This is a genomic window from Kitasatospora sp. UYEF31, assembly GCF_057291755.1.
The window spans coordinates 141,301-163,282 of sequence record NZ_JBXAWK010000005.1 but is presented as its reverse complement, the minus strand read 5'-3'; the positions used below and the strand labels follow the sequence as shown (position 1 = coordinate 163,282).

Annotated in this window: 15 protein-coding genes and 1 pseudogene; 6 read left to right on the top strand and 10 right to left on the bottom strand. The window is 64.3% G+C overall.

What is annotated here, in order from left to right:
- Positions 1-637 precede the first annotated feature (637 nt).
- Both AC0Z36_RS04400 and AC0Z36_RS04395 read right to left on the bottom strand, forming a co-directional pair.
- Positions 638-1,006, bottom strand: a complete 369-nt coding sequence (locus AC0Z36_RS04400) for a hypothetical protein (protein ID WP_485461321.1) — start codon at positions 1,004-1,006, stop codon at positions 638-640.
- Between the two features lie 380 nt (positions 1,007-1,386).
- A complete protein-coding gene (locus AC0Z36_RS04395; RefSeq protein ID WP_485461320.1) occupies positions 1,387-1,680 on the bottom strand; it encodes a hypothetical protein in 294 nt (97 codons plus the stop codon).
- A gap of 1,854 nt (positions 1,681-3,534) precedes the next feature.
- Between AC0Z36_RS04395 and AC0Z36_RS04390 the strand changes: the two genes are divergently transcribed.
- The gene (locus tag AC0Z36_RS04390) at positions 3,535-4,911 is read left to right on the top strand and encodes a DNA primase family protein (RefSeq protein ID WP_485461319.1); all 1,377 of its coding nucleotides are present in this window, start codon (positions 3,535-3,537) and stop codon (positions 4,909-4,911) included.
- Positions 4,908-5,354: a DUF6009 family protein gene (locus AC0Z36_RS04385; protein WP_485461318.1), complete on the top strand. Its 447-nt coding sequence runs from the start codon at positions 4,908-4,910 to the stop codon at positions 5,352-5,354. The genes AC0Z36_RS04390 and AC0Z36_RS04385 overlap by 4 nt, the downstream gene beginning before the upstream one ends.
- 1,120 nt (positions 5,355-6,474) lie before the next feature.
- Here AC0Z36_RS04385 and AC0Z36_RS04380 read toward each other — a convergent pair.
- The 3 genes from AC0Z36_RS04380 to AC0Z36_RS04370 all read right to left on the bottom strand — a co-directional run bounded on the left by AC0Z36_RS04380 (position 6,475) and on the right by AC0Z36_RS04370 (position 10,306).
- Complete coding sequence (locus tag AC0Z36_RS04380) at positions 6,475-8,061, bottom strand: DUF2637 domain-containing protein (RefSeq protein ID WP_485461317.1); 1,587 nt, start codon at positions 8,059-8,061, stop codon at positions 6,475-6,477.
- A gap of 266 nt (positions 8,062-8,327) precedes the next feature.
- Positions 8,328-9,209, bottom strand: coding sequence for a hypothetical protein (locus tag AC0Z36_RS04375; protein ID WP_485461316.1), 882 nt, complete (start codon positions 9,207-9,209; stop codon positions 8,328-8,330).
- Positions 9,206-10,306 (bottom strand): ParA family protein, encoded by a 1,101-nt coding sequence (locus tag AC0Z36_RS04370; protein WP_485461315.1) that lies wholly within the window; start codon positions 10,304-10,306, stop codon positions 9,206-9,208. The genes AC0Z36_RS04375 and AC0Z36_RS04370 overlap by 4 nt, the downstream gene beginning before the upstream one ends.
- Before the next feature lie 548 nt (positions 10,307-10,854).
- Between AC0Z36_RS04370 and AC0Z36_RS04365 the strand changes: the two genes are divergently transcribed.
- A complete protein-coding gene (locus AC0Z36_RS04365) occupies positions 10,855-11,805 on the top strand; it encodes an NADP-dependent oxidoreductase (RefSeq protein ID WP_485461314.1) in 951 nt (316 codons plus the stop codon).
- Positions 11,806-11,839: 34 nt separating this feature from the next.
- On the opposite strand, the gene AC0Z36_RS04360 is transcribed toward AC0Z36_RS04365, so the two are convergent.
- Both AC0Z36_RS04360 and AC0Z36_RS04355 read right to left on the bottom strand, forming a co-directional pair.
- The gene (locus AC0Z36_RS04360) at positions 11,840-12,229 is read right to left on the bottom strand and encodes an RNA-binding S4 domain-containing protein (protein WP_485461313.1); all 390 of its coding nucleotides are present in this window, start codon (positions 12,227-12,229) and stop codon (positions 11,840-11,842) included.
- A gap of 193 nt (positions 12,230-12,422) precedes the next feature.
- Positions 12,423-12,671, bottom strand: coding sequence for a dsRNA-binding motif domain-containing protein (locus AC0Z36_RS04355; RefSeq protein ID WP_485461312.1), 249 nt, complete (start codon positions 12,669-12,671; stop codon positions 12,423-12,425).
- 967 nt (positions 12,672-13,638) lie between these two features.
- Between AC0Z36_RS04355 and AC0Z36_RS04350 the strand changes: the two are divergent.
- Positions 13,639-14,244: pseudogene (locus AC0Z36_RS04350) on the top strand (maleylpyruvate isomerase mycothiol-dependent enzyme family protein); the annotation flags it as partial.
- Here AC0Z36_RS04350 and AC0Z36_RS04345 read toward each other — a convergent pair.
- The gene (locus tag AC0Z36_RS04345; RefSeq protein WP_485461311.1) at positions 14,241-14,807 is read right to left on the bottom strand and encodes a GNAT family N-acetyltransferase; all 567 of its coding nucleotides are present in this window, start codon (positions 14,805-14,807) and stop codon (positions 14,241-14,243) included. The pseudogene AC0Z36_RS04350 and the gene AC0Z36_RS04345 sit on opposite strands and share 4 nt — an antisense overlap.
- A 659-nt stretch (positions 14,808-15,466) precedes the next feature.
- Complete coding sequence (locus tag AC0Z36_RS04340) at positions 15,467-16,297, bottom strand: TrmB family transcriptional regulator (protein WP_485461310.1); 831 nt, start codon at positions 16,295-16,297, stop codon at positions 15,467-15,469.
- 247 nt (positions 16,298-16,544) lie between these two features.
- Between AC0Z36_RS04340 and AC0Z36_RS04335 the strand changes: the two genes are divergently transcribed.
- On the top strand, positions 16,545-18,563 hold the full coding sequence (locus AC0Z36_RS04335) for a putative Ig domain-containing protein (protein ID WP_485461309.1): 2,019 nt from the start codon (positions 16,545-16,547) through the stop codon (positions 18,561-18,563).
- A 318-nt stretch (positions 18,564-18,881) separates the two neighbouring features.
- On the opposite strand, the gene AC0Z36_RS04330 is transcribed toward AC0Z36_RS04335, so the two are convergent.
- Positions 18,882-19,475: a TIGR03086 family metal-binding protein gene (locus AC0Z36_RS04330; protein ID WP_485461308.1), complete on the bottom strand. Its 594-nt coding sequence runs from the start codon at positions 19,473-19,475 to the stop codon at positions 18,882-18,884.
- A gap of 349 nt (positions 19,476-19,824) precedes the next feature.
- Here AC0Z36_RS04330 and AC0Z36_RS04325 point away from each other — a divergent pair, with 349 nt between their 5' ends.
- Positions 19,825-21,891 (top strand): TerD family protein, encoded by a 2,067-nt coding sequence (locus AC0Z36_RS04325; RefSeq protein ID WP_485461307.1) that lies wholly within the window; start codon positions 19,825-19,827, stop codon positions 21,889-21,891.
- Positions 21,892-21,982: the final 91 nt, after the last annotated feature.

Below are 21,982 nucleotides of genomic sequence, written 5' to 3'. Positions count from 1 at the left end.
TGCTGAATGCTTTCTCGACAATCGCATCCTGGCAGGTCAGGGGCACCTTTTCAGTTCAACTTGACGGTTGGTCAACTTCCGTTGAATAGGCGAGGTCAGCTTCTCGGCTGGAGGATCAGACAGCTGCTCGACACGGTGAACAGCAGACGCCCGTCGTCGTCGGTCACTCTGCCTTCGCAGATCACGACCTGACGCCCGCGGTGCATGACCTCAACCTCCGCTCCCAGCCGGGATTCCCCTGACCGGCGGACCTGGAAGCGCTGGCCGACAGGCTTGCGTGATCCGGTCCCTCGCCACCGAAGGACACCGATTCGGGTGCCCCGTGTTTGCCCGAGAATTTCACGGAGGACGGCAGCAGCACGATCGTCGAGGGTCGCGCCGAAATGGTGTAGTTGAGCACGTCGCTCCGCGTCGCCTCGCTCGACCAGGGCCGTGGCCCACAAGCACATTTGCTCGTCGGTAACTCCCCCGTCGCATGGAACAACGCCTACAGGGCGTACCAGCGCACATCGTTGCTATCGTCCTCGGACAGCCGCAGGAGGGCCTCGACGACCCGGTCCTGCGTACGGTCGGGATCGGCCAGGCAGGGAAGCGCGGCAGCGACCGCGAAACGTACGGGCTGCGCCGCATGAGCCTGCTAGCCCAGCACCAGGTCGAGGGTTTCCCGGGCATTGTGGTAGCCGAGGACAGAGATCACGCACCCGAGGACCCAGGAGTCCGGCTCAGTATGCATCGCCGCCACGATGACATCGATCGTCTCCCTGGCGAACGGCCGACGGCCCTCATCGTCACGGGGACCCAGCTCGCGCAGAATCGGTGCCCCTAGCTCCCGCTCCACCGGCTCTTCGCACACCAACAGGGATGCGGCACGCTCAAAGACGTGGCGGGTCGGGCGGCCGTGCAGAGCAACCAGACAAGGAGCGGAACCGTCATCGTCCCCACGGATCTCACCCAGCGCCCCCACAAACAAGCAGTCCGTGGCTGCACCAACCTCATCGATTCCCACGCTGCTCCCTCAGTTTCCCGACGCCCAGTATCGCCTCCAGCAGCCGCTGACGACGCTGCTCAGGTAGGCATCCGGGCCCCGCATGGTCGAGATCCAACTCCTTTGCCAGCAAAGCGAATCCGACACTGGTGTTGCAACGATCACTTGAATCCGCCAGCCACTTTTGCCGAAGTTCCGGGCAACGACATCGCAGGGTTGCAGCAAACCCAGAAACCTTCTTCCAGCGTGCGGGCGGTCCTGGAGATCTCCGCTCCCGTCGACCAGTAGCGCACCAGATCAGAGCAGCTCGACGTACAGTTTCTTGAACCTTCGGAAGAAGGTCCTGATGTGCCGTACACGGCTCCGACCCGATGCCGTCCTCCTGCCACGCGATACGCCACTCACTTGAACGAGACGTACCTCGAGTACGGGTCGAACTTACGCGGCACGTCCACAAACGCCTCAATCGCTGAGTACCGGGTCGTGAACGCGAAGTCCTTCTTCCCGTCAGCACATTGCCGGGCCGCCTCAGTACCACCTGTGATGCTGCCGAAGCGTGGATTCCCGACCCACACGGCAGCGCACCCCTCGGCCGAGGGATCTCGGTCGATGGTGCCGTCCACGTGCCAGACGCCCTTCTCCTTGTGTGCGGAGAAAGTCACCCAAGCCCAGGTACCGACAGGCACGTCGACCACGAGTCGGTCGCTCTGTGCTTGTGCAGTACCACCTGTAGCGACCACCAGGCCGCCGGCCAGTAGTGCGGCGGTCAAACCGCGCGCCCAATTCTTGATCATGTCTGGATTTTGTGCTGAGCCGAATGCCCGAAGACACCACTCGCGTACCAGACCACCCGATCGTCCGTATGAAGTCGCCCTAACAGCCCATCAGAGCCCGCTGTAGCACTGGGATTTGATCTATCAATCATACGAAGCTGATTCTTGACGGTGGATCACTGTGCCGGAGAGGTCAACTGCCGGGGTCTGCCCCGAAGACAGGCGACCTGGTGCCCTCTCCTCTGAGGCTCCGTCAAGCACCAGTCAAACTGTCTCGACCGAATGGGTGGCCGAGTGCTGGGACCGTAGACCATCCTGGACGTCACTGCGTAGAGTCGCATCTGCATCCCTGCTGTCTTTTCGCAGAGCGAGTGAGTCCGGTCTCTACTTCAGTCCATAACAAATCCCCAGGTCAGAGGCCTGCATGGAGTGTTATAGCGACTGATGGACCGAAGTTCAGTAGTTATTCGCATGTACTGCACTCTCAAGTGCACCTCAATATGCGAAGTTCGGTCCTTCAGTCGCTCGTTCTGTCAGATCATGCCTCTGACCTGCGTTTTTATCAGGGACTGAGGCAGAGACCCACGCTTGGAACCTGACTGGCCTTACGGTCATGCCGGCAAGCCTGCCCTGTGCAAGTAGAACCCCGTGCTCTGTGAAGACAAAAATCAGAGTCGCTCAGCTGTCTCGTTCTGACAGTCGGCCCCAGTCACAAGTCAGCTGATCTCCAGAAGGTCAAAACACGGCACCAACGACAAACCCCCACCCGGCGACCCGATGCAGCGGGTGCTCCAGCGCCAACGCGCTTCACCCCGTGCAGAACAGGTGGCGTTGGAGTGCCCGCTGCGTGGGGCGCGAACCCGAGGTGACCAGCGACTCAGTCATTGCGTCCAGATAGGCGAAGGACCAGGTCAGACCGTGCGCAGAGCTCCCGCCAACGGCGGGAAGGGACTGAGGCACCGCAGTACGGTCGCTCAGGAATGACTGGACCGAACCGGTGATTGGCTTCGGTCCAGCGCTTCAGTCCAGGGACAAAACCGCAGGTCAGAGGTCTGGTCTTGAAACTTGAGGGACCAATGGACTGAACTTGAGCTTTTCCAGTGGGGAAGCGTGCGTGCGTGCGCGCGCGTAGGAGAGGAACATAGAGATTACAGTCCATCAGTCTCTGTTTTTAGTTCTTTAGGCTTTTGACCTGCGGTTTTGTCCCTGGACTGAAGCGCTGGACCGAAGGGCTTCAGTCCACCTTCAGTCCAGAGTTTCCGTCCAATGGTTGGTCAGTAGGGTCGCTCAATAGGTATAACTGCAGGTCAGCTGGCTGGTCTAGGCCGATCAGGCAATCCGATAGGCCAAACGTTGGCTTCTGGGCAACATCGGCCGACACGCCGAGAGCGACCGAAGGAAGTCCCTGATGGGATGAAAGACAGTCGCTATCCTGTCTGTGCGCACCAACCACATCAGCGGGACAACGGCTCAGGAGACCCACCGGTGACGAGCATTCACGAGCCGCCTCCCCCTCTGCCTGGAGCAACCCAGGGGGCGCAGGCAGCAGCCGACCCTCTGTCGGCTCTTGGTACTCTGCTGCCCAACATCGACCAGGCGGCGCTCTCCGATCCTGCGGTGCTCCAGGCGCTGAGCCAACTGGCATCGGCCCTGAGCGCCAGCAAGCCTCCGGAGCCCGCGGCTGTCGTTCCGCCGGCGAGGCCCCGGCAGAAGACCCGGCGGGCAAAACCTGTACCACAGGCGCGGGTTACTAAGTCCGATGATGCGATTGTCCCAGTGAGCCTTGACGACCAGGGCAATGCTCTGGCACTGGCAGAGCACTACTCGGACCGCTTCCGCTACATCCCGGGCATCGGCTGGTACCGCTGGCAAGGACATCGTTGGACCTACGACAACGAGGCTCTGACGGTCCAACATGCAGTGATGCAACTGGCGGACAACCTGGCCACCACAGACCCTGGCCGCCAGCACACGGACACGGTCTTGTGGCGGCACCGGACCCGCACCCGGTCCCTGTCCGGCCGTAACGCGACCATCGCCATGGCACAGTCACTGCCGTCGTTCATCCTGCATGCGGACGGCCTCGACGCGGACCCGTACAGCCTGTGCACCCCCGGCGGGATCGTCGACCTCCGGACTGGCGAAGTCTCGCCCCCGCACCCGGAGAAGGCGCACTCCCGCTCTACCACCCTCGCGCCAGACCCGGGGATGGCAACTCCTTTGTGGCACCGGTATCTCACCGACACCTTCGGCGACGACGCCGAAGGCCGGGCGATGATCGACTACATCCAGTTGATGGCGGGTTACTCCATCACCGGAGACGTCGGTGGCCACGTCCTGCCGTTCCTCTACGGCGCCGGCCAGAACGGCAAGAGCGTTCTCCTGGACCTCCTCCTGCTCCTCCTCGGCGACTACGCCCACGCAGCCCCACGCGGCTTCCTGATGGCCCAGAATTACAGCTCACACCCGACTGAGCTCACAGATCTTCACGGCCGACGCATTGTCATGTGCAACGAAGTCGGTCCGAACGACAAGTTCGACACAGGAAAAATCCAAGAACTCACCGGCAACAACCGCATCACCGCACGCCGGATGCGCCAGGACAACTACACCTTCAACCCAACACACCACCTGTGGTTGATCGGTAACCACAAACCACTGGTCGACTCCGCCAAGCACGCCTTCTGGCGTCGGCTCCGTCTGGTCCCCTTTCAGCGTGCCGTGCCGGAACACGCGAAGATCCAGAACCTGTCTGACCGCCTCTGCGACGAAGAAGGTCCTGGCATCCTGGCCTGGCTGATCCAGGGCTCCCGCCGATACCTCGCAGGCGAACGCGATTTGGGCGGACCAGGGAGGGTACGGATTGCCACCAGGGCCTACGCCACCGAGGAGGACACCATCGGACGGTTCCTCGACGAAATGTGCCTGCTCAAGCCCGGGGACACCTCGATCCGCTGCGAACAGGCGACTTTGTACGCCGCCTACGAACAGTGGTCGCTTGCCGAAAGTGTGCGTCCTACATCGTCCCGGGCATTTGCGGCCCGCATCCGTGAGACTGTAAATATCGCTTCGCCCGCTCAGATGCTCCGTTCGAACGCGCGCAAGTTCTACCCGGGCATCTGCCTGACGACCTCAGAGGAGGAGGAGAAGTGAGCGCACTCATCACTCCCGATGCGATCGCCTACGAAGCTGAGATCGTCTGGCTTGAGCCTGTGGACGACTTCGACTACATCAGGCAGAGCCTCGAAGCACTGCCCGACCGAAGGCGGAAACCGCACTACTACCCAGGTCGGATGCTGGGTTACGCGATCCTCCACCCCGGAACCCGCAGCTCGATGGCGTCCGGCCGTTTCCGTCGTAGGGTCTTCTGGCTCAAGGACAACGACCGCGCTCTGGTCCCTGACGGGCTGTACGCCTACGGTGCCCCCAGCGAAGCCGTCGACCCTCGCACGATCTCCCCCGGAGTCACCGGAGTTGTCACCGACCGGGCTTGGGGCGGCCCACCATCGGAGGCCGAGCAGAAGCTGGGAATAACCCGTCAACCGGGAACTCCAGTATCCGTTGTAGCTGAACAGGGTGAACTTTTCGCTTCGTGACAGTCGTCTCTGAGCAAACGGTAGGCCCGGGAGCCGGCCCGCGGCGGGGGACGCTGGGTTCCGAATTGCTGGCCCTCTGGTTGGATTTCGAGTGTGTCTCCCAACTGGGAGACACCAACTCCAGTCTCCATCTAAGGGAGTTCGGGTACAGGGCGGCCCTGAGGCCACTCAGGAGGCCCCAGCAGCCTCTGTGCATGTCCGGCTAATGCGCGAGCCTCGGGAGGGTGTCCTGTGGGCCTGTGAGGGTCCAGGAGGCCGGGTGTCCACTCCCCCGGACTCCTCTGGATTTTTCTTGGACTTCAGGACGAACCGGCTTGCGATCTCTCCGCCGAGTCCCGCCAAACTGTGGCCGTGCTTGAAAACTCCTTCGTGATCGTGAGTGGCCTGCCCGGAAGCGGCAAGAGCACCTTGGCCCGCAGCCTTGCCGGGAGCCTGGGCCCACCAGTGAGTGTCGCCGTCGAAGTCTTCTGTGTGCGTGATCCTGCGCTCACTGCCGAGAAATTCTAGAATCGAGTGCGGCACCCAGGGCATCTGGAGAAACAGCTGTCGAACGAGGAAATCGCACAGAGGGGCAGTGGACACCCAGGCGACCTGCCCGATGCTGCTCCGCCTCGATGAGCAGCTGCTGATGGTTGATACCAGCAGCCCGATCGATGCCCAACGGCTCGTGGATCGGGTCACCCCATTCCGGTCCCCGCTGTCCAGCTGTCCCACTTCTGCTGCCCCGTCAGCACTTTCTACCTGCGCTACAAGGCTGCTGACAGTGTGAATGTACGGACGAAACCGTGCTGCCCGGTGGCGGCACGAACCATGTCGTCCGTGCGGGGCCGCTCAGTCGGCGGTGGCCTTCGTCGACTGAGACTTGGCTAACCCGGGCAAGCACGTCCACGATGTTGCCTCCATGCGCTGGCAGTACCCGGACCTCGGGCTAGGTGTGACGGACCTACCTGACGTCGCCATCAATGCGAGTTCGCTGAAATCACACGGTGGCTGTCTCCCAATTGGGAGACAGCTTGAGTGGACCATCGCGTAGGAAGCAGCGCAGCGGTGTCTCCCAATTGGGAGACACCGCTGCGAAGGTTCTCACTGCCGCGTGACGCCAGATTCCTAGGGAGTTGGCCTAGCTGGTCCAGAACTCACTCAGTGAGTCCGATTGATCGCGTTGGCCTCCGATGGCCGGGGTGGTGAAGTCGGGCGAGCTTGCGTCCCGGACTGCTTCGAGCGCAGGCAACAGCTCCTTGATGTAGTTCCGCACGACGGTCGCTGTCAGTAGGTTTCCCAGCTGCTCGTTGGCGGCGTACGCAGCTGCGTTCCGCACACGTTCGTCGGTGGAGAAGACCCGCAGGTCGCCCTGCTCCACGGCGAGGCGTATCTCGGCTAGCAGCCGATCCTTCTTCGAGGTGCGCCGGGTAGTCGACCGGTCAGGGGTCTCTCCAGTATCCGAAGGTGCACTTGCAGCGGTTTGCTTTGCACGTGCACTTCTCGCGTGCACCTCAGGCTGTGGGAAGTGCACTTCTGCACGTGCAGTTTCTGCACCTTCGAAGTGCACCTCTGCACGTGCACCATCCGCATGTTCAAGGTGCACTTCCGGGGCGGACTGCACGTGCACTTCCCGAAGTGCACGTGCAGTTTCTGCACCTTTGGAGTGCACCTCGGGGGAGAGGTGCACCCGCACCTCGGGCACAGACTCCTCAGCCACCTCAGGAAGTGCACGTGCACTTCCGGCCCGACGTGCGGAGGATGCACCCGCATCTTCGAAGTGCACCTCTTCGGAGGGTTCCTCAGGTGCACTTCCATCCGCGGGGTGCACTTCCGCGGGGTGCACTTCCGCACGTGCACTTCCAAGGTGCACTTCCTCAGTAGGTGCACTTTCTGAGTGCACCTCAAGAAAGTGCAGTGCTGCCGTCGGCTGGGCAGTGGCTGTACTGCCGGCGACTGTCTCCCAGCCGACGGCTGTACCACCGGGAGACATCTCCACCCGTGGTTTCATCGATCCCGGCGCCCGCACGTTCGGGATCGTGCTCAGCAGATCCGCCCGCCAGGCCCGCCACATTCTGACCGGTGACCCGATCGGCCAGGGCACCCACAGCAGCAGGCTGTGGCCGCGCTGGAACTCCTTAGCCTTCTTCCGCTTGGGGTGCTGCCCGAGAACCAACTGCTCGACCTTCTTGAGCAGGGTCTCCAGGAAGATGGCGTACACCAGTGGGGGGATGACAGCGACGAGTCGACTGCCGACCGAAACGGGTTCCCCCAACTCGTGCGGGGCGTGGAGGAGGTTCATTGTTGCCGACGCCACGATGAAGCCGGCGAGGTAGAAGCGGGTCAACTGCGAGGACCGAGCGGTGAGCGCCTCGAAGAGACGCATCAACGACAAGCCCAGGGCGCCTGCGTCGAGCAGTATCGCGAACCCAGTCGCTGCATCCCACGAACCACCGTTGCGGTCGAAGGCGTACTGCCGCTGGGCGCCGAAGGACAGCCACGCAGCGATGGCCGCGATGCAGAAGATGACGATGAAGGCGATGGCGAGCGCAATGGCTCCCAGTCGCCGCCGCAATATCCTGCGGCGCTCTTCGGCGAGCTTGCCGCGTTCCTCGGCATTGAGCTGGTCCTGAGCGCGGCCTCGCCTGGAGCGCAGGAGCAGGGCGACGGTCACGACTATGGCTAGGCCGGCGGTCCCGATGCCGACTGGCAAGACGAGCGGGTTCATCGTCCGACCTCCCTCAAGGGCACCGAATGCGACGCGGGGCGGAACATGTGTTCTCCGGACTGTCTCCCAATTGGGAGACACGGTTGTTCAGGGACGTGTTCAGGAGAGTTCTCAGGGGATGTTTCCGAAACAGAGACTGGGAGTAGGGGAGAGGGAGCAATGAGGGCTGGCGATGTCTCCCAATTGGGAGACATCGCCAGCCCTCAGTACGGCGCAGAGCTGACCGGTCGCGCGGACTTCCCTTGGAGCGGAGTGCGATGCTCTGGTCAGCCCTCGATCTCTTTCTCAATCGTGTCCAGCAGCACCCTCAGGCCCGACACGATGCGCCTGACCTCAGTCGGGTTCTCGCCAGCGGCTGTACGGATCGTGTCGGCGTCCAGTTGCTTCCACGCCCGCTGCAGTATCGCTACCGACGTCCCGGTGCGCGGGGCCGGCTCCTCCCCCTTCTCGGGCGCTGCCTCAACTCCGTAGCCGAGCATGGCGCGAGCTTCCTCCAGTCCTGCGCCTGACGTCCGTCCGCGTCGCTCAGCTTCCTCCCAGACTTCCTGTACGGCCTGGTCCCCGTACTTCTGGACCACCGGGACCAAGGCTCGCATCTGGCGTTCCTTGAGCTCCGTGCGGACCATGCCGAGTAGGGCGCGCACGACGGGGACGGCGTCGATGAGACGGTACGCATGGGCCCGCTGGAACTTCCAGCGCTCCTGGACGTACGCCTCGAACGAGGTGTAGCCCTTCTGCCGGAACAACTGCTCGTCGCGGATCTCCTGAAGAGACTGCCCCGCCGACAGCACCCACTGCTCATGTGCGGTCTGGAGTGCCGCCTGCACGGCGACGTGTGCGTCGGCGATCGTCCGCTCGTAGTGCGCGAGTTTCTCGGAGGCTGTGCCATCTTCGAGGCGCTGGAACCCGACGCCCTCACCGCGCTTGATGACTGCGGTGGGCTGGGCTACGACGACGGCCACCGGCGCCGTAACGGGGGCCTGGGCCGGAACCGCAGCCACCGGCGCAGTCGGAGTCGCAGTCTCGTCTTCCTGCTGCTGCTGGCGATCGAGCATGCGGCGTCGCATCTCGCCCCGGGTCAGCCGCTCCTTCTCGTCGGCGTCGGCGCTGAACCCGGCCGACACGTTTCTGCGGTTGTTCTGACTCATGCAGCCAGCTCCTTGGCGAGCTCACGCATGACGGCCGCGTGCTCGGACGTGGGTGCGTACTCGAGCAGGGGAGTGGTGGCCGCCGCAGACTCGGTGGCCTCTTTGAGCGCCTTGATGACGATCAGCACACCCGGGTCGATGAACTCCAACCAGGAGTCCCGGCTGCGTTGGACGGCCTGCCCGCGCCGTCCGTCGAACTCGTTGAGGACCAGGCCCAGGTAGTCGATGTCGGCCTTGGCGTCGATGCCCAGGTCGTCGATCTGCTGACGGAGCATCTTGTACGCGTTGTACGAGTGGATGTCCGCGTTGACCGGGATCAGCACACCGGACCGCTGGGTGCGCTCGCCGTCGCGTCGTTGGCAGTAGAACAGTGCGGCGTCCAGTGCGAGGCCGAGCGACGGCGGGCCGTCGAACACGATTACGTCGTAGTCGCCCTCAAGGGGTGTCAGGGCCCGTTCGACTGTGTTGTGACTGACACGCAGCGGACCGAGCGCGGCGTCGGCGAGGTAGGAGTCGATGCACGCCGGAAGCACGTCGAGGCGTCCGCCGAAGCGCTCCTGGGGGAGCGTCACGAGGAGCTCCCGGATGTCGCCCTTCGCGTGCCCGGTCATGTAGTCGAGCAGCGAATCCTCGCCCTCGTCGATCATGGGCAGACCGAGACCCTGGGTGAGGTGGCCCTGCGGGTCGTAGTCGACGAGAAGGACGCGTTGCCCGAGCTCGGCGAGCGCCTGGGCCAGACCGCCGGAGATGAAGGTCTTGCCGACGCCGCCCTTCTGATTGCAGACCATGATGCGGATCACCGGCTGTGGCACGGGGGATTCAGTGGGGGAGGGCTTCTCCTCCAGCCAGCCGCTCACGGCCTGGGAGAGACCCTGGATGTAGGTGACTCCGCGGTCGCTGCAGGCTTCCTTGAAAACCCCGGGCATTCCCGTGGGGAGGTACGTCCCCCACGGCCGGTGCTCGTCCGGCTTGATGTCGACCAGGGCGTTGCCGGGCGTCTCGAGCCAGTTTCGGATCGCCTGCTCGGCTGCGTCCTGCACAGCCAGACCGAGTTCGGAAGCGCGGGTCTTGAGCAGGCGCCGCTGCTGGGGCGCCATGGCGCTGATTAGTTTTTCACGCTCTATCGGGTTTGCCGTCGTCATGTTGGTAGACATTACTAAACGACCGTCAGAGACTGACGGATCGGGAGGTCGGATGGCGTGTCGTGAGGTCATCTCCCCGCAGGTGGAGGGGCCGCGCCTGACGGAACAAAAGTTCGCAGCTTTCCGTCAAAACGGGCAAAAATCGACCGCCAGAATGGCGCCCCAGAGCGCCTTTCATGATCAACCTGGGATGGGAGGCTCCGGGTGGTCAGTAGAGGCCGTCAGGCGGCGTTCTGCGGCTTTTTGATCGGGTCTGAAGCCTGCTGAGCGAGCCGGTAGTGACTGAAGAGCGGATTCAGGGGCCGATGGACCGAAAGTCGCGCATCAACGGCTTTTGCAGTGGAGCTGAGTCCGCGACGGACGGAACCTTGCCGCTGAACATGAGTCCGCCCGCAGACGGCTGGCCGGATCCTGTCGAATGGTGACCATCCGGCCGATACTGAAACTGGCGTCCCTCGACCAAGCTGGTTCCTGCACCGCACGACACCGGCATAGGAGAACTGATGAGCTACAACACCCGTATGCGTGTGATGAGTCCACTGACTTGGGGAGGTCCCGAAGTCCTCGCCGAGATCGAGGTGGACCGTCCCGTTCCCGGCCCGACGGAGATCCTCGTCCGGGTCCACGCTGCCGGGGTCAACCCGACAGACTGGAAGTCACGGGCGACCGGCGGCTTTCGTCAGTGGAACGACCCTGTTGTCCTGGGCTTCGACGTATCCGGCATGGTTGAGGCGGTAGGGCGCGGTGTGACGCTGTTCCAGCCTGGCGAGGAAGTTTTCGGCATGCCGCGATTCCCGCATCAGGCAGGTGGCTACGGGCAGTTCGTGACTGCTCCCGCGCGGCACTTCGTGCGAAAGCCTGCCGGCATCGACCATGTCCAGGCGGCAGCACTGCCGTTGGCCGCGCTGACTGCCTGGCAGGCCTTGGTCGACACTGCGGATCTGCAGGCCGGGCAGCGGGTGCTGATCCATGCGGCGGCCGGTGGAGTCGGTCACCTGGCCGTACAGATCGCCAAGTCCCGTGGTGCGTATGTGATCGGCACGGCGAGCGCGGCCAAGCACGCCCTGCTACGGAAGCTCGGCGCTGATGAACTGATCGACTACACAGCAGTGGACTTCACCGAAGCCGTCCGCGATGTCGACGTTGTTCTCGACGGCATCGGTGGAGATTACGTGCAGCGCTCCCTGAAGGTCCTGCGCAAGGGCGGCACGCTCATCACACTGCCTTCACCGGCGGAGGCACTGCCGTCCGAAGTAACGTCAGGCGTACGCGCCACGTTCATGCTCGTCGAGCCGGACCACGCCGGGATGCAGGCCGTGGCCGGGCTCGTGGCGGCTGGGAAGCTGCGTGCCGAGATCGACAGCGTGTTCCCGCTGGAACAAGCGACCCAGGCACATGAACGAGGGGAAACGGGCCGTACGACAGGCAAGATCGTACTGACGGTCACGCACTGAGGGCTGTTCTGCTCCTGGCGGGGCTGGACGTCGGTTACGGTGCCCCGAGCCCGTGGTACTGCAGCCGTTCCAGGTCGCGTCGGTCGCGCTTGGTCGGGCGTCCGGTCCCACGGTCACGAACGGCAACCGCCGGAATGTCCTCCCGGGCAGGCGGCGGCGGACTGTTGTCGATGAAGCACTCCGCTGCGACGGCCGGCCCGACCCGCTTCTGCACGATCCTCGAGACGACAACGATCCGCTCGCGTCCGGCGTGGAAGAGCCGGACCTCGTCTCCGGACCGAACTGTCTGAGCGGGTTTCGCGCGGTCCCCATTGACGCGTACGTGCCCCGCGCGGCAGGCCGTAGCTGCCAGCGTCCGTGTCTTGGTGAGCCGTACGGACCAGATCCAACTGTCGACCCGTGCGCTGCCCTCGTCTGAAGCCATGGCACGACCTTACGGCCAGAGCTTCGTACGGTGTCGGGCTGTGTGCCGCTGAGTCGGTTGCCGAACCCGTACGGCACCCGATCGGGGCGCTACAGCGACAAGCGCTGTCTCCCAATTGGGGGACAGCGCTTGATCAAGGCGGTACGTGTTCGGATTCGGCCTTGGCGTGCCCGCCGCCGCTCCGATGGCCGTTCTAGAGCCCTGCGTCGATCAGTTGCTTGACCAGGGCCTCGATCGCCTTCCGCTTGGCCAAGGCCTTGCTCCGGCCCTTGGCGGTCGCGCTGACCTGCTGGTCGGTGGCGATGGTCCGGATGCTGAGGGTGCAGGTGATGGCCTTGCCTGACGTGTCGTACTGCTCTGTCACGTCGGTGATCCACTGCTTCTGCACCGCTTTGTTCAAGAGGCTGTGCGGCGGCGTCCCCGAGTCGGCGGAGGCCCTCAAGTGGCCTCCGCTGTTGAGGGGGGCAGATTTGGCGGCGGCAGGTTTGCGCGCAGGTGCCGACGCCGGGCGGCGGTTGCCGGTGGAGGCGTTGGTCTGCGTCGGAATCTTCGGCGCCGCCGGTGCTTCGGGCCGCGGTGGTGCTTCCGAGCCTGTGCGGGTGTTCGGCCGCGGTGGTGCCTTGCCGCTGTCGGAGAAGAGAGGGTGGAACAGGCTGTTCGAAACCACGGTGAACCTCCGCTTTCCTGGGCCTTGCCTCCCGCAAGCCCTGCCTCGGCCCATCAGCCGCTATCTGAAGTTGATCCTGCCGCACACAGAGGTTCGGGCGCAGTCTGTTGCCGGACAATGAAGCCTTGCCTGCGAACGATCACCTGATCGAGTGATAGTAAATAAATGTATGCGCATGCAAAATAAACTGAAGTGGCCCCGCTAGCCCACCTGGGCCTGGAAATGTTTCACGTGAAACATTTTGGGGGTACCGCGCGTGGTGTTCCGGGGCTGGCGGGAGCATCGAGCGTCCCCGGGGGGGCAAGCGCGGCGCGTACGGCCTGATTCGGGTCCGTTGTCGCCGCAGTCACTGGAAACTGACGCCGGAAAAGTATCCCGGGAAGTTTTCAGGACCCTGGAAGTGCTCCGGTTCGCAGCAGAACCATGTCATTCCCTTCCCACTCCTCGCGACTGTGCGGCGGTGGCAGTTCAACTCCGGCGAGGCCCGCGGGCGCGGACGTGCAGGGAGAAGGCCGGGCTGTCGGGTTCCGGCCCGTCCCGTTCGGCAGAGAGCGGATCAGCATGCTGCAGAAGCGATATTCTGCGCTATCCCACCCTGACCCGAGGCGCCGCGAGCTTGCCGCCGCAGATTCGACGTTGAAACTCCCGCCAGGTCAAGGAAGATCGCTGATACTGTCCCGCCATGCCTGAAGCGAGTGAAATCTTGAGCGGTCACGCAATTGCCGCCGACCTTGAAGCAACTGTTTGGTTGTCGGTTGATGTGTTGAGCTCGGCACCTACCGCGGACTGGAGCGTCAAGGCCGGTTCCTTGGAGTGGGACTGCTGGGAGACTGTCGAACACCTCAGCGACGATCTGTTCGCGTACGCGGTCCAGTTGGGCCCACGAAAGCCTCCGCTGGAGAGTGAAGTCCCCTACTTGTGGGCCCCGCAGCGGCCGGGCGGGCCATGGAACGCGGTCATTGCGGACCGTAAGGCAGGGGTGCCCGGTTTGCTACAGACGCTGGAAGCCAGCGGAGCTTTGCTGGTGGCGATAACCCGTACTGCGTCTTCTGACACCCGGGCGTACCACGGTTACGGGGTGTCGGACCCTGAAGGTTTTGCCGCGATGGGCATCGTTGAGGTTCTTGTGCACACGTACGATCTCGCCGAGGGTCTCGGGATCTCCTGGATGCCGCCCGAAGATGTATGCGCTCGGGTGTTGACCCGGCTGTTCCCCGATGCGCCGGTGGACACCGATCGGTGGCGCACCCTGCTCTGGGCTACGGGGCGTGGGGAACTGACGGGGCATCAGCGGGTGACGTCCTGGCGTTGGCATGGGGCTCCTCGGGGGGATGCCGAGAAGGCTTAGCCAACGCTCCCATCGGTTCTGGAACGCCGGGTGTTGTCCGCCAAGGCTGCACCGGTCCGGCGCAGATCCTTCGTCAGGAGGTCGAGCAGCAGCCCGTCGCGCCAGATCCCGTCCGGATCCTTCCAGTACTCCCGAAGTACACCGACCCGCTGGAAGCCGACTTTTTCGAACGTTGCGACCGACGCGGAGTTGTGGGCCGCGGGGTCGGTTGTCACGCGGTGGTGGCCGCCGGGGCCGAGGAGCCAGGTCGCGAGGGTCCGGACGCTGTCCGTACCGAAGCCCTTCCTGTGCTGGGCGGGGTCGAGGAACAGGTCGATGCCCACGTGCCGGAACTCTGGGGAGTCGCTCTCCCACCACTCGATCATGCCGACTACCAGGTCGTCCTTCACAGTGATGGCGAAGTGCTTGTGATCGGGTGTGGCGAGGTCGCCGGCCGGGTCCTGCCAGCCGTTGTCGCCCCACCAACGACGCACTTCTTCAGTGGCGAGCATGCGCTGGAATTCGGGCAGGTCGTCGAGGGTAGCGGCGCGGAGGACGACGAGATCCCCAGGCAGACGAGTCATAGCGGACATTCTCGCAAAGCCTCAAACGGCTCGGATTCCGGCTCCGTGCCTGTGGTTTCGCCTCTGGTCCGGGCCGAAAATTCAACAGATCAGGGCGTACGGTCCGCTCCCACCAACAGGACCGCACACACCTCGTGGTCGACGAGAAACCGTGTCGCTGGGCCGAGGCTGTGCGGCCCCGGGCGGTCGCTGCCCCGGGGCACAGACGAGAAGGCCGGCGTCTTGAGCAGACCGTACGACTTCATGCCCGACACGGCCGTGCGGCCACAGACACATCGCCGCGGGGCGGTCCAGGCGGTGCACCACCCGCAAGGGCGCGGTCAAGGTGGTCATCGCCTGGCGGGCCTGCCTGCGCCACACGTCTTCCATTCGCACGGCTCCGGCCGCCCACTCCGGTAGTGCCTGCCCCACCTGGCTACCGAGTTTCCTGTTCCCGGTGGGCTTGAAAAAAGGTTCTGAGGACGCAGGTAAGCGCAGGGCGGCCGAACACGTTCGGGATCTCCGATCAGCCAGCGCGGAGCACAACGGGCGCCAGCCCAGGGACCGAACTGCTGTTGTCCGCCGGAGTGGGGCAAAGGGAATCCGCGTGAGCGGTTTCCGGGATGTCCGCGAGTGAGCAGTCTCCGGGGTGTCCTGCCCGCGTCCACCCCTGAGATCGCTCAGGAGGTGTTCAGCGGCGGGCGCGGGTCGGACAGCGTCTCGGCCTGGTCCCAGACGGTCAGGAACGCGAGTCGCAAACAGGCGGCGAGCGCCGGGTGTTCGATGTAGAGCGCGGTGGTGGCCCGGGTGCCGGCGACCGGGTCGGGCATGTCGCACATGACCAGTGCGGCATCGGCGATGATCAGCTTCAACGGCAGCTCCGCGACGACGCGGGCCTCCTCGCCGGCTTCGGTGAACCGGCGGATGTTCTCCAGCACATGCAGGTCGTCGAGTGATTCATGGGTGTAGAGGGCGCGGGCTGTACCCCCGGCCCGGCGCAGCCTGCGGACAGCTTTGTTGCCTTCGTCGTTGGCCGCGGGGGCCACGAAGGGGGGTTTGCAGAAGCTGAGTAGTTCGTGTGCGGCCTGCTCTTGGATGCTCGCGAACCGCTCTGCGATCACTTTGGGGTCGCGCAGCACTTCGATGTAGTCGAGTGGATCGGTGCGTGTCCGCCCGTCGGACCAGACCGGGAGCAGCACCGCGGCGAGTGTGGCTGAAACCTGGTCCAGCTTTTCCAGTGACTCCCGCTGAAGGGCCATCAGCCGGGCGAGGGCCAGTTCGGGTGCCACGGCGGAGAACATGGCGACCCGTCCGGGGCGCAGGATGGTGAGTCGCCGACGCACCAGCGCGTCGAGTACGTCGTACACCCGCTGGCGTGGGACGTCCGCGGCGCGGGCCACCTCCGCCGCGGTGTACGAATCGCGTCTGACCAACGTGAGATAGACCCGTGCCTCGTACCGGGAAAGTCCCAGCGAGACAAGGTCGTTGACCGGACCGTCGTCCAATTCCATGCCAGTACAAGCTACACCCAGACATCACGCACCGAAGGCAAGGTTTTGCCTGAAGTAGGTATTCCCATGGGCCAGCTCTCACTACGTTCAGCGGTGGCCACCACTGAACGTGGTGACAGTCAGCACCAATGAACGTGTGCCACGTCTATACCTGCGGCGTTCCTTCCGGTCTGGCATGTCATGAGCCTGTCCTACCTGGAGACGACCCCACGCCGCGGGGAGCCGATCCACTATGGAGGGCAGTTCATTGCAATCGAAAATTCCCAACCGGGCCGACCGGGCCCGACGGCTGACGCGCCGCGGCGCGACCGCCGTGCTTTCGGCGGCGGCACTGATATCCGGCGGCCTGCTCGCCGGCGTCGCCCCGTCCGTGGCCTCGGCCGCGCCCGCCGCTCCGGGCGCGTCCACCACCGCACACGCCGAACGGCTCTGCTCGGAGCCGACGAAAGCCGACTACATGGCCTGCCACGCGCTGGCCCGCACCGACCTCAAGCAGCACCTCAGTCTCGCGCCCAACGCCGTCCCGTCCGGGTACGGACCCACTGACCTGCAGAGCGCGTACGCCCTTCCGTCCTCGGCCGGCGCCGGCGCGACGGTCGCCATCATCGATGCCTACGACAACCCGAACGCCGAGTCCGACCTGGCGGCGTACCGCTCCCAGTACGGCCTGCCGCCCTGCACCACGGCCAACGGCTGCTTCAAGAAGGTCGACCAGAACGGCGGCACCAACTACCCGACCCCGGACGCCGGTTGGGCCGGTGAGATCGCCCTCGACGTGGACATGGTCAGCGCCGTCTGCCCGCAGTGCCACATCCTGCTCGTCGAGGCGAACCAGCCGTCCATGGCCGACCTTGGCGCAGCCGTGAACCGTGCGGTGACCATGGGGGCGAAGTACGTCTCCAACAGCTACGGCGGTGGTGAGGACTCCTCCAACGGGAGCAACGACGCCGCGTACTTCAACCACCCGGGCGTCGCGATCACCGTCAGCTCCGGCGACAGTGGCTACGGAGTGGAGTACCCGGCGGCCTCGCAGTACGTCACCTCGGTCGGCGGCACCGCCCTGAACCGCGCGAGCGGTACCCCCCGCGGCTGGTCCGAGAAGGTCTGGGGCACCACCGCCGGGGGCAACGGCGCGGGCTCCGGCTGCTCGGGCTTCACCACCAAGCCGTCCTGGCAGACCGACAGCGGTTGCGCCAAGCGCACCGTCTCCGACGTCTCGGCGGTCGCCGACCCGGCCACCGGTGTCGCGGTCTACAACAGCTACCAGGCCAATGGTTGGAACGTCTACGGCGGCACCAGCGCCTCCGCGCCGATCATCGCCTCCGTCTACGCCCTGGCGGGCACCCCGGCCGCGGGCACCTACCCGGCGTCGTACCCCTACGCCCACGCCGCGTCGCTCAACGACGTGACCACCGGCGCCAACGGCTCCTGCGGCAGTAGCTACCTGTGCACCGCGAAAGCCGGTTACGACGGCCCGACCGGTCTCGGCACACCCAACGGCACCGCCGCCTTCACCAACGGCTCCACCGGCGGAAACACCGTCACGGTGACGAACCCGGGGAACAAGTCCACCGTCGTCAACACGGCCACCTCACTGCAGATCCAGGCCACCGACTCCGCCAGTGGACAGACCCTCACCTACAGTGCCACCGGACTTCCGCCGGGCCTGTCGATCAACGCCTCCACCGGCCTGATCAGTGGCACTCCGACCTCCGCGGGCACCTACAACGTGGCGGTGACCGCCAAGGACAGCACCAACGCCAGCGGCAGTGCTTCGTTCACCTGGACCGTCACTCCGGTCGGGGGCGGCTGCACCGCCGCACAGCTCTTCGGCAACCCGGGCTTCGAAACCGGTAGCGCCGCTCCCTGGGCCGCCACCGCCGGTGTGATCGACAACAGCGCCAGCGAGGCCGCCCACGCCGGTTCCTGGAAGTCCTGGCTCAACGGCTACGGCGCCACCCACAGCGATTCGCTCTCCCAGTCGGTGACCATTCCGGCCGGTTGCCACGCCACCCTCAGCTACTTCCTGCACATCGACACCGATGAGACGACCGCCACCACCGCCTACGACAAACTGACGGTGCAGGCCGGTTCCACCACCCTGGCCAGCTACTCCAACCTCAACAAGAACACCGGCTACGCGCAGAAGTCCTTCGACCTGTCCTCGTTCGCGGGACAGACGGTGACCGTCAAGTTCACCGGCACCGAGGACGCCAGCCTGCAGACATCGTTCGTGATCGACGACACCGCGCTCAACATCAGCTGATCCGCGTACGTCGCGCGTATCGCCTGAACTGAGGACGGGCCCGGACCGCTGGAATCGGTCCGGGCCCGTCGCGCACAGCGGCACCGATCACTGCCGCGACCCCAGCCGTACGGCACGCTTCCGCGACGGACCCCAGGCACGAGGCTCCGCCGTCGGTGACCGCGTAGCGCAGTGGGCCGGAGCCGATCAATGCCGGCTCATACCCGGTGAGATCGGTACGGTTCGCCATGATCGCGATCAAAATCGCGTACGGTGACCAGTCGGTCGGCGGAAGACTCCCGTGCGCCCGGCCCGAAGATCTTCCAGTACAGCTGATCGTCAGTTCGGCCAGTTCGGTGAACGTCCGAGCATCGTGAGGATCTGATCGAGCGTGGACCCGCCTGCGCGCGGACCCACTCCAGGCTGGAACTGGGACTCCGGAAGCAGACGGCGCTCCCCCTCGGGGACCGCCTCAGCGATCGGCAGTGCCGCTGCGAGCAGCTCGTTGTCGAAGTTGGTCGGGACTCCGATCGCGGCGGCGACGTCCCAGCCGTGGACCACATAGTCGATGACGTGGAAACTGATGGCCTGCGGTGCGGGGAACTTGTGGCTTACATGGATCTCCGGCAGCCAGAACTCCCGTTCCAGTATGTCGGATTCACTGAAGGCGGCAGTGACGGCTGCCACCGAGGCGGTGAAAGCACCTGCCGGATCGTCGCCGACGGGAAGCTCGGTCCACGCGGTGCGTTCGTTGATCTCACCGCGGGCCGCCGCTGCGAAGCCGTAGTTCTGCGCGGTCATATGGGAGAGCAACTGCCCCAGGTTCCACTCCGCGCACGGGGTCGGCTGGTCAAGTTGGTTGATTCTGACTCGGCGAACGATCGACTCGGTGACCTGCAAGGCACGCTGATCCAGCTCAACAATGGTGGCCATGTCTTCGACCATAGCCGCCGGCAGGGCAGTCGGATTCCGAAGTGCCGCCCTGATCAAATCGGTTGACAGATTTTGCTTGCATACGTGCAGGGCGAACGCACTCCCACCACTTGCCAGCGCTATGCACGAAACCTACGCTGGAGGCCGTTTCGTTCCAATTGTCGGATGACTGGTGGAGTGCGGCGGTTGGGCACGAAGAGGATCGTGTGCCTGTTTTCCGTCAGCGCAGATCTGACAAGGCGAAATAACATTTACCTCTGGGTAGTTGCCCCGCGGAAAGCTACGGTGTGACCGGCTCCGCGTCCTCACGGCGCGTCCGAAACTTCAGCAAAGCGTTCCTGGGGGACCCGTGCAGCAGTTGACCAAGGGTGCAAACGTCACTTTGTCCGATCTGAGCGAGGACGTGAAGAGCGTAACCCTCGCGCTGAGTTGGACCGATCCCACAGGCGAGGGCGGGGCTGACGCCTCGGTGCTCCTGCTCGGTCCGGACGGCAAAGTCGGACGCCAGGAGGATTTCTACTTCTACAACAACAAGGAGAGCGAAGACGGTTCCGTCCAACTGCTGGGGGAAATCGCAACCGGGGGCGGTAGCGAGAACAGGATCGTCGTCGATCTGACGGTGCTCCCAGAACGGGTTGAGCGGGTCCTCATCGCGGCCAGCCGATACGGGGGCGACCAATTCGGGGACCTGGACGACCTGCACTTGAGTCTTGTCGACGGGACTGGCGAATCTTTCCTCCAGTTCGACATCGATGACGCGAGTGTGGAGACGGCTTTTGTCTTCGGCGAGCTTTACCGGCGGAACGGGGTATGGAAGTTCCGCGCGATCGGTCAGGGATACAAGACTGGGCTCGCCGGGCTGGCCACCGACTACGGCATCGACGTTGAGACTGAAGAAGCGGCCACGGCTGACGACGAAACCTCGACAGAGGGAGAGCACACAGAGGGAGAACCCACGTCTGCATCCGGCGGGGTTCTGGAACAGACGGAAGCCGACGATACCGCTGTCATGCAGGACGGTGGCGCAGTCGGCGCACAGACGGGTGACACCGCTGTCACACAGGAAGCGGACGCCAAAGTCGCCGATCCGAAGCCCCGGCGCGTCCGCATGGCCAAGAAGAAAATCACTCTGCCGAAGAAGCAGAAGGTCAATCTGGCCGACCACGACTCCTGGCAGCACGCACGGCTATTCTCCGTCGCGGGTCTGAAGAACGACAACGAGCGCGAGGTCCGGGCGACTTCGACCCTGCTGTCGGTCATGGCGCAGATCCCTGAGCTGGGACGTCGGCTCACAGCGCGGTTCAACGCGCCAGCTGGTGAGGTCCAGACTTTTGCCGAGGCGTCCTTCAAACACGGTGAGACCACGCTCCGTCCCGACGGCGTTATCCGTGTCGCCCGGGCTGGACGGATCTGGACGGCATTGGTCGAAACCAAGACTGGCGGTAACGCGCTCCGCCCGGAGCAGGTGACGGCGTACATCGACATCGCCCGCAAACACGGCTACGACGCGGTGATCACTCTCTCCAATGAGGTTGCACTGGATGGTGAACACCCAGTCGCGGTGGACAAGCGGAAGCTGGGTACGAAGGTCGCACTCCGGCACCTGTCGTGGGCCGAAGTGGCGCATGAGATCCATCTGCTGTGCCACCACGATGGCGTAGGCAATCCCGTACACCTGTGGATGCTGGATGAACTCCTCCACTACCTGCGGCATGACAATGCCGGGTGTCAGGGGTTCCAGAACATGGGGGCTACCTGGGTGCCGGTTCGTACGGCCATCAGTGAGTCCACTCTTCGTGCCGCGGATAAAAAGGCGATGCAGGTTGCTGAGAACTGGGAACGGCTCATCCGGCAACTCTGCCTGCGTCTTGGTGGCGAACTCGGCGTGGCCGTATCCCCCGTCCTGCGGGGAAAACGCGCTTCCGAGCCGGTGGTACGGCGCACTGAGACGGTGGATTCCCTCGTCGCAAACGGCAGGATGGGCGCGGAGATCCGGATCCCCGGAGCGGTTGGCACAGTCACTGTTACCGCCGATTTGCGGACCAGCAGGATCGAAACAGCAATCGAGATCGAATCCGCCGGCCAGTCCAGGTCGTTGAGCCGGGTGAAGTGGCTGCTCCAGCAGCTGGACAGCGCGCCTGCGGATCTGCGGATCGAGGCGTTGACTGCGAACCAGGCTTCGAGCACCTGCGAACTACTGAAGGACCTGCGGTCCGAGCCTGGACTTCTAGTTCCGGAAGGCAGCCTGGAGATCACCTCGTTCCGGCTGGCGAAGACTATCGCGATGGGCAGCAAGCGGGGTGCTGAGGAATCGGGCTTCATCCGAAGTGTGGATGCGGCTGTTGATGCCTTCTACCGCGATGTCGTGCAGAACCTGAAACCGGCCGCTGCGCGGGTGCGGAAGACACAGCCGTGATGCCGTGTTGATCATGGGAATCCCGTGGGACGAACCAGACAATTCTGGACGTGTGAATAGCATGATCCTCATGATCAACACGGCGAGTCTG

Excerpts from the sequence above, each read along its gene's own strand:
- AC0Z36_RS04380 (WP_485461317.1), bottom strand. The coding sequence starts at position 8,061 with ATGAACCCGCTCGTCTTGCCAGTCGGCATCGGGACCGCCGGCCTAGCC.
- AC0Z36_RS04375 (WP_485461316.1), bottom strand. The coding sequence starts at position 9,209 with ATGAGTCAGAACAACCGCAGAAACGTGTCGGCCGGGTTCAGCGCCGAC.
- AC0Z36_RS04370 (WP_485461315.1), bottom strand. The coding sequence starts at position 10,306 with ATGGCGCCCCAGCAGCGGCGCCTGCTCAAGACCCGCGCTTCCGAACTC.
- AC0Z36_RS04365 (WP_485461314.1), top strand. The coding sequence starts at position 10,855 with ATGAGCTACAACACCCGTATGCGTGTGATGAGTCCACTGACTTGGGGA.
- AC0Z36_RS04360 (WP_485461313.1), bottom strand. The coding sequence starts at position 12,229 with ATGGCTTCAGACGAGGGCAGCGCACGGGTCGACAGTTGGATCTGGTCC.
- AC0Z36_RS04345 (WP_485461311.1), bottom strand. The coding sequence starts at position 14,807 with ATGACTCGTCTGCCTGGGGATCTCGTCGTCCTCCGCGCCGCTACCCTC.
- AC0Z36_RS04340 (WP_485461310.1), bottom strand. The coding sequence starts at position 16,297 with ATGGAATTGGACGACGGTCCGGTCAACGACCTTGTCTCGCTGGGACTT.
- AC0Z36_RS04330 (WP_485461308.1), bottom strand. The coding sequence starts at position 19,475 with ATGGCCACCATTGTTGAGCTGGATCAGCGTGCCTTGCAGGTCACCGAG.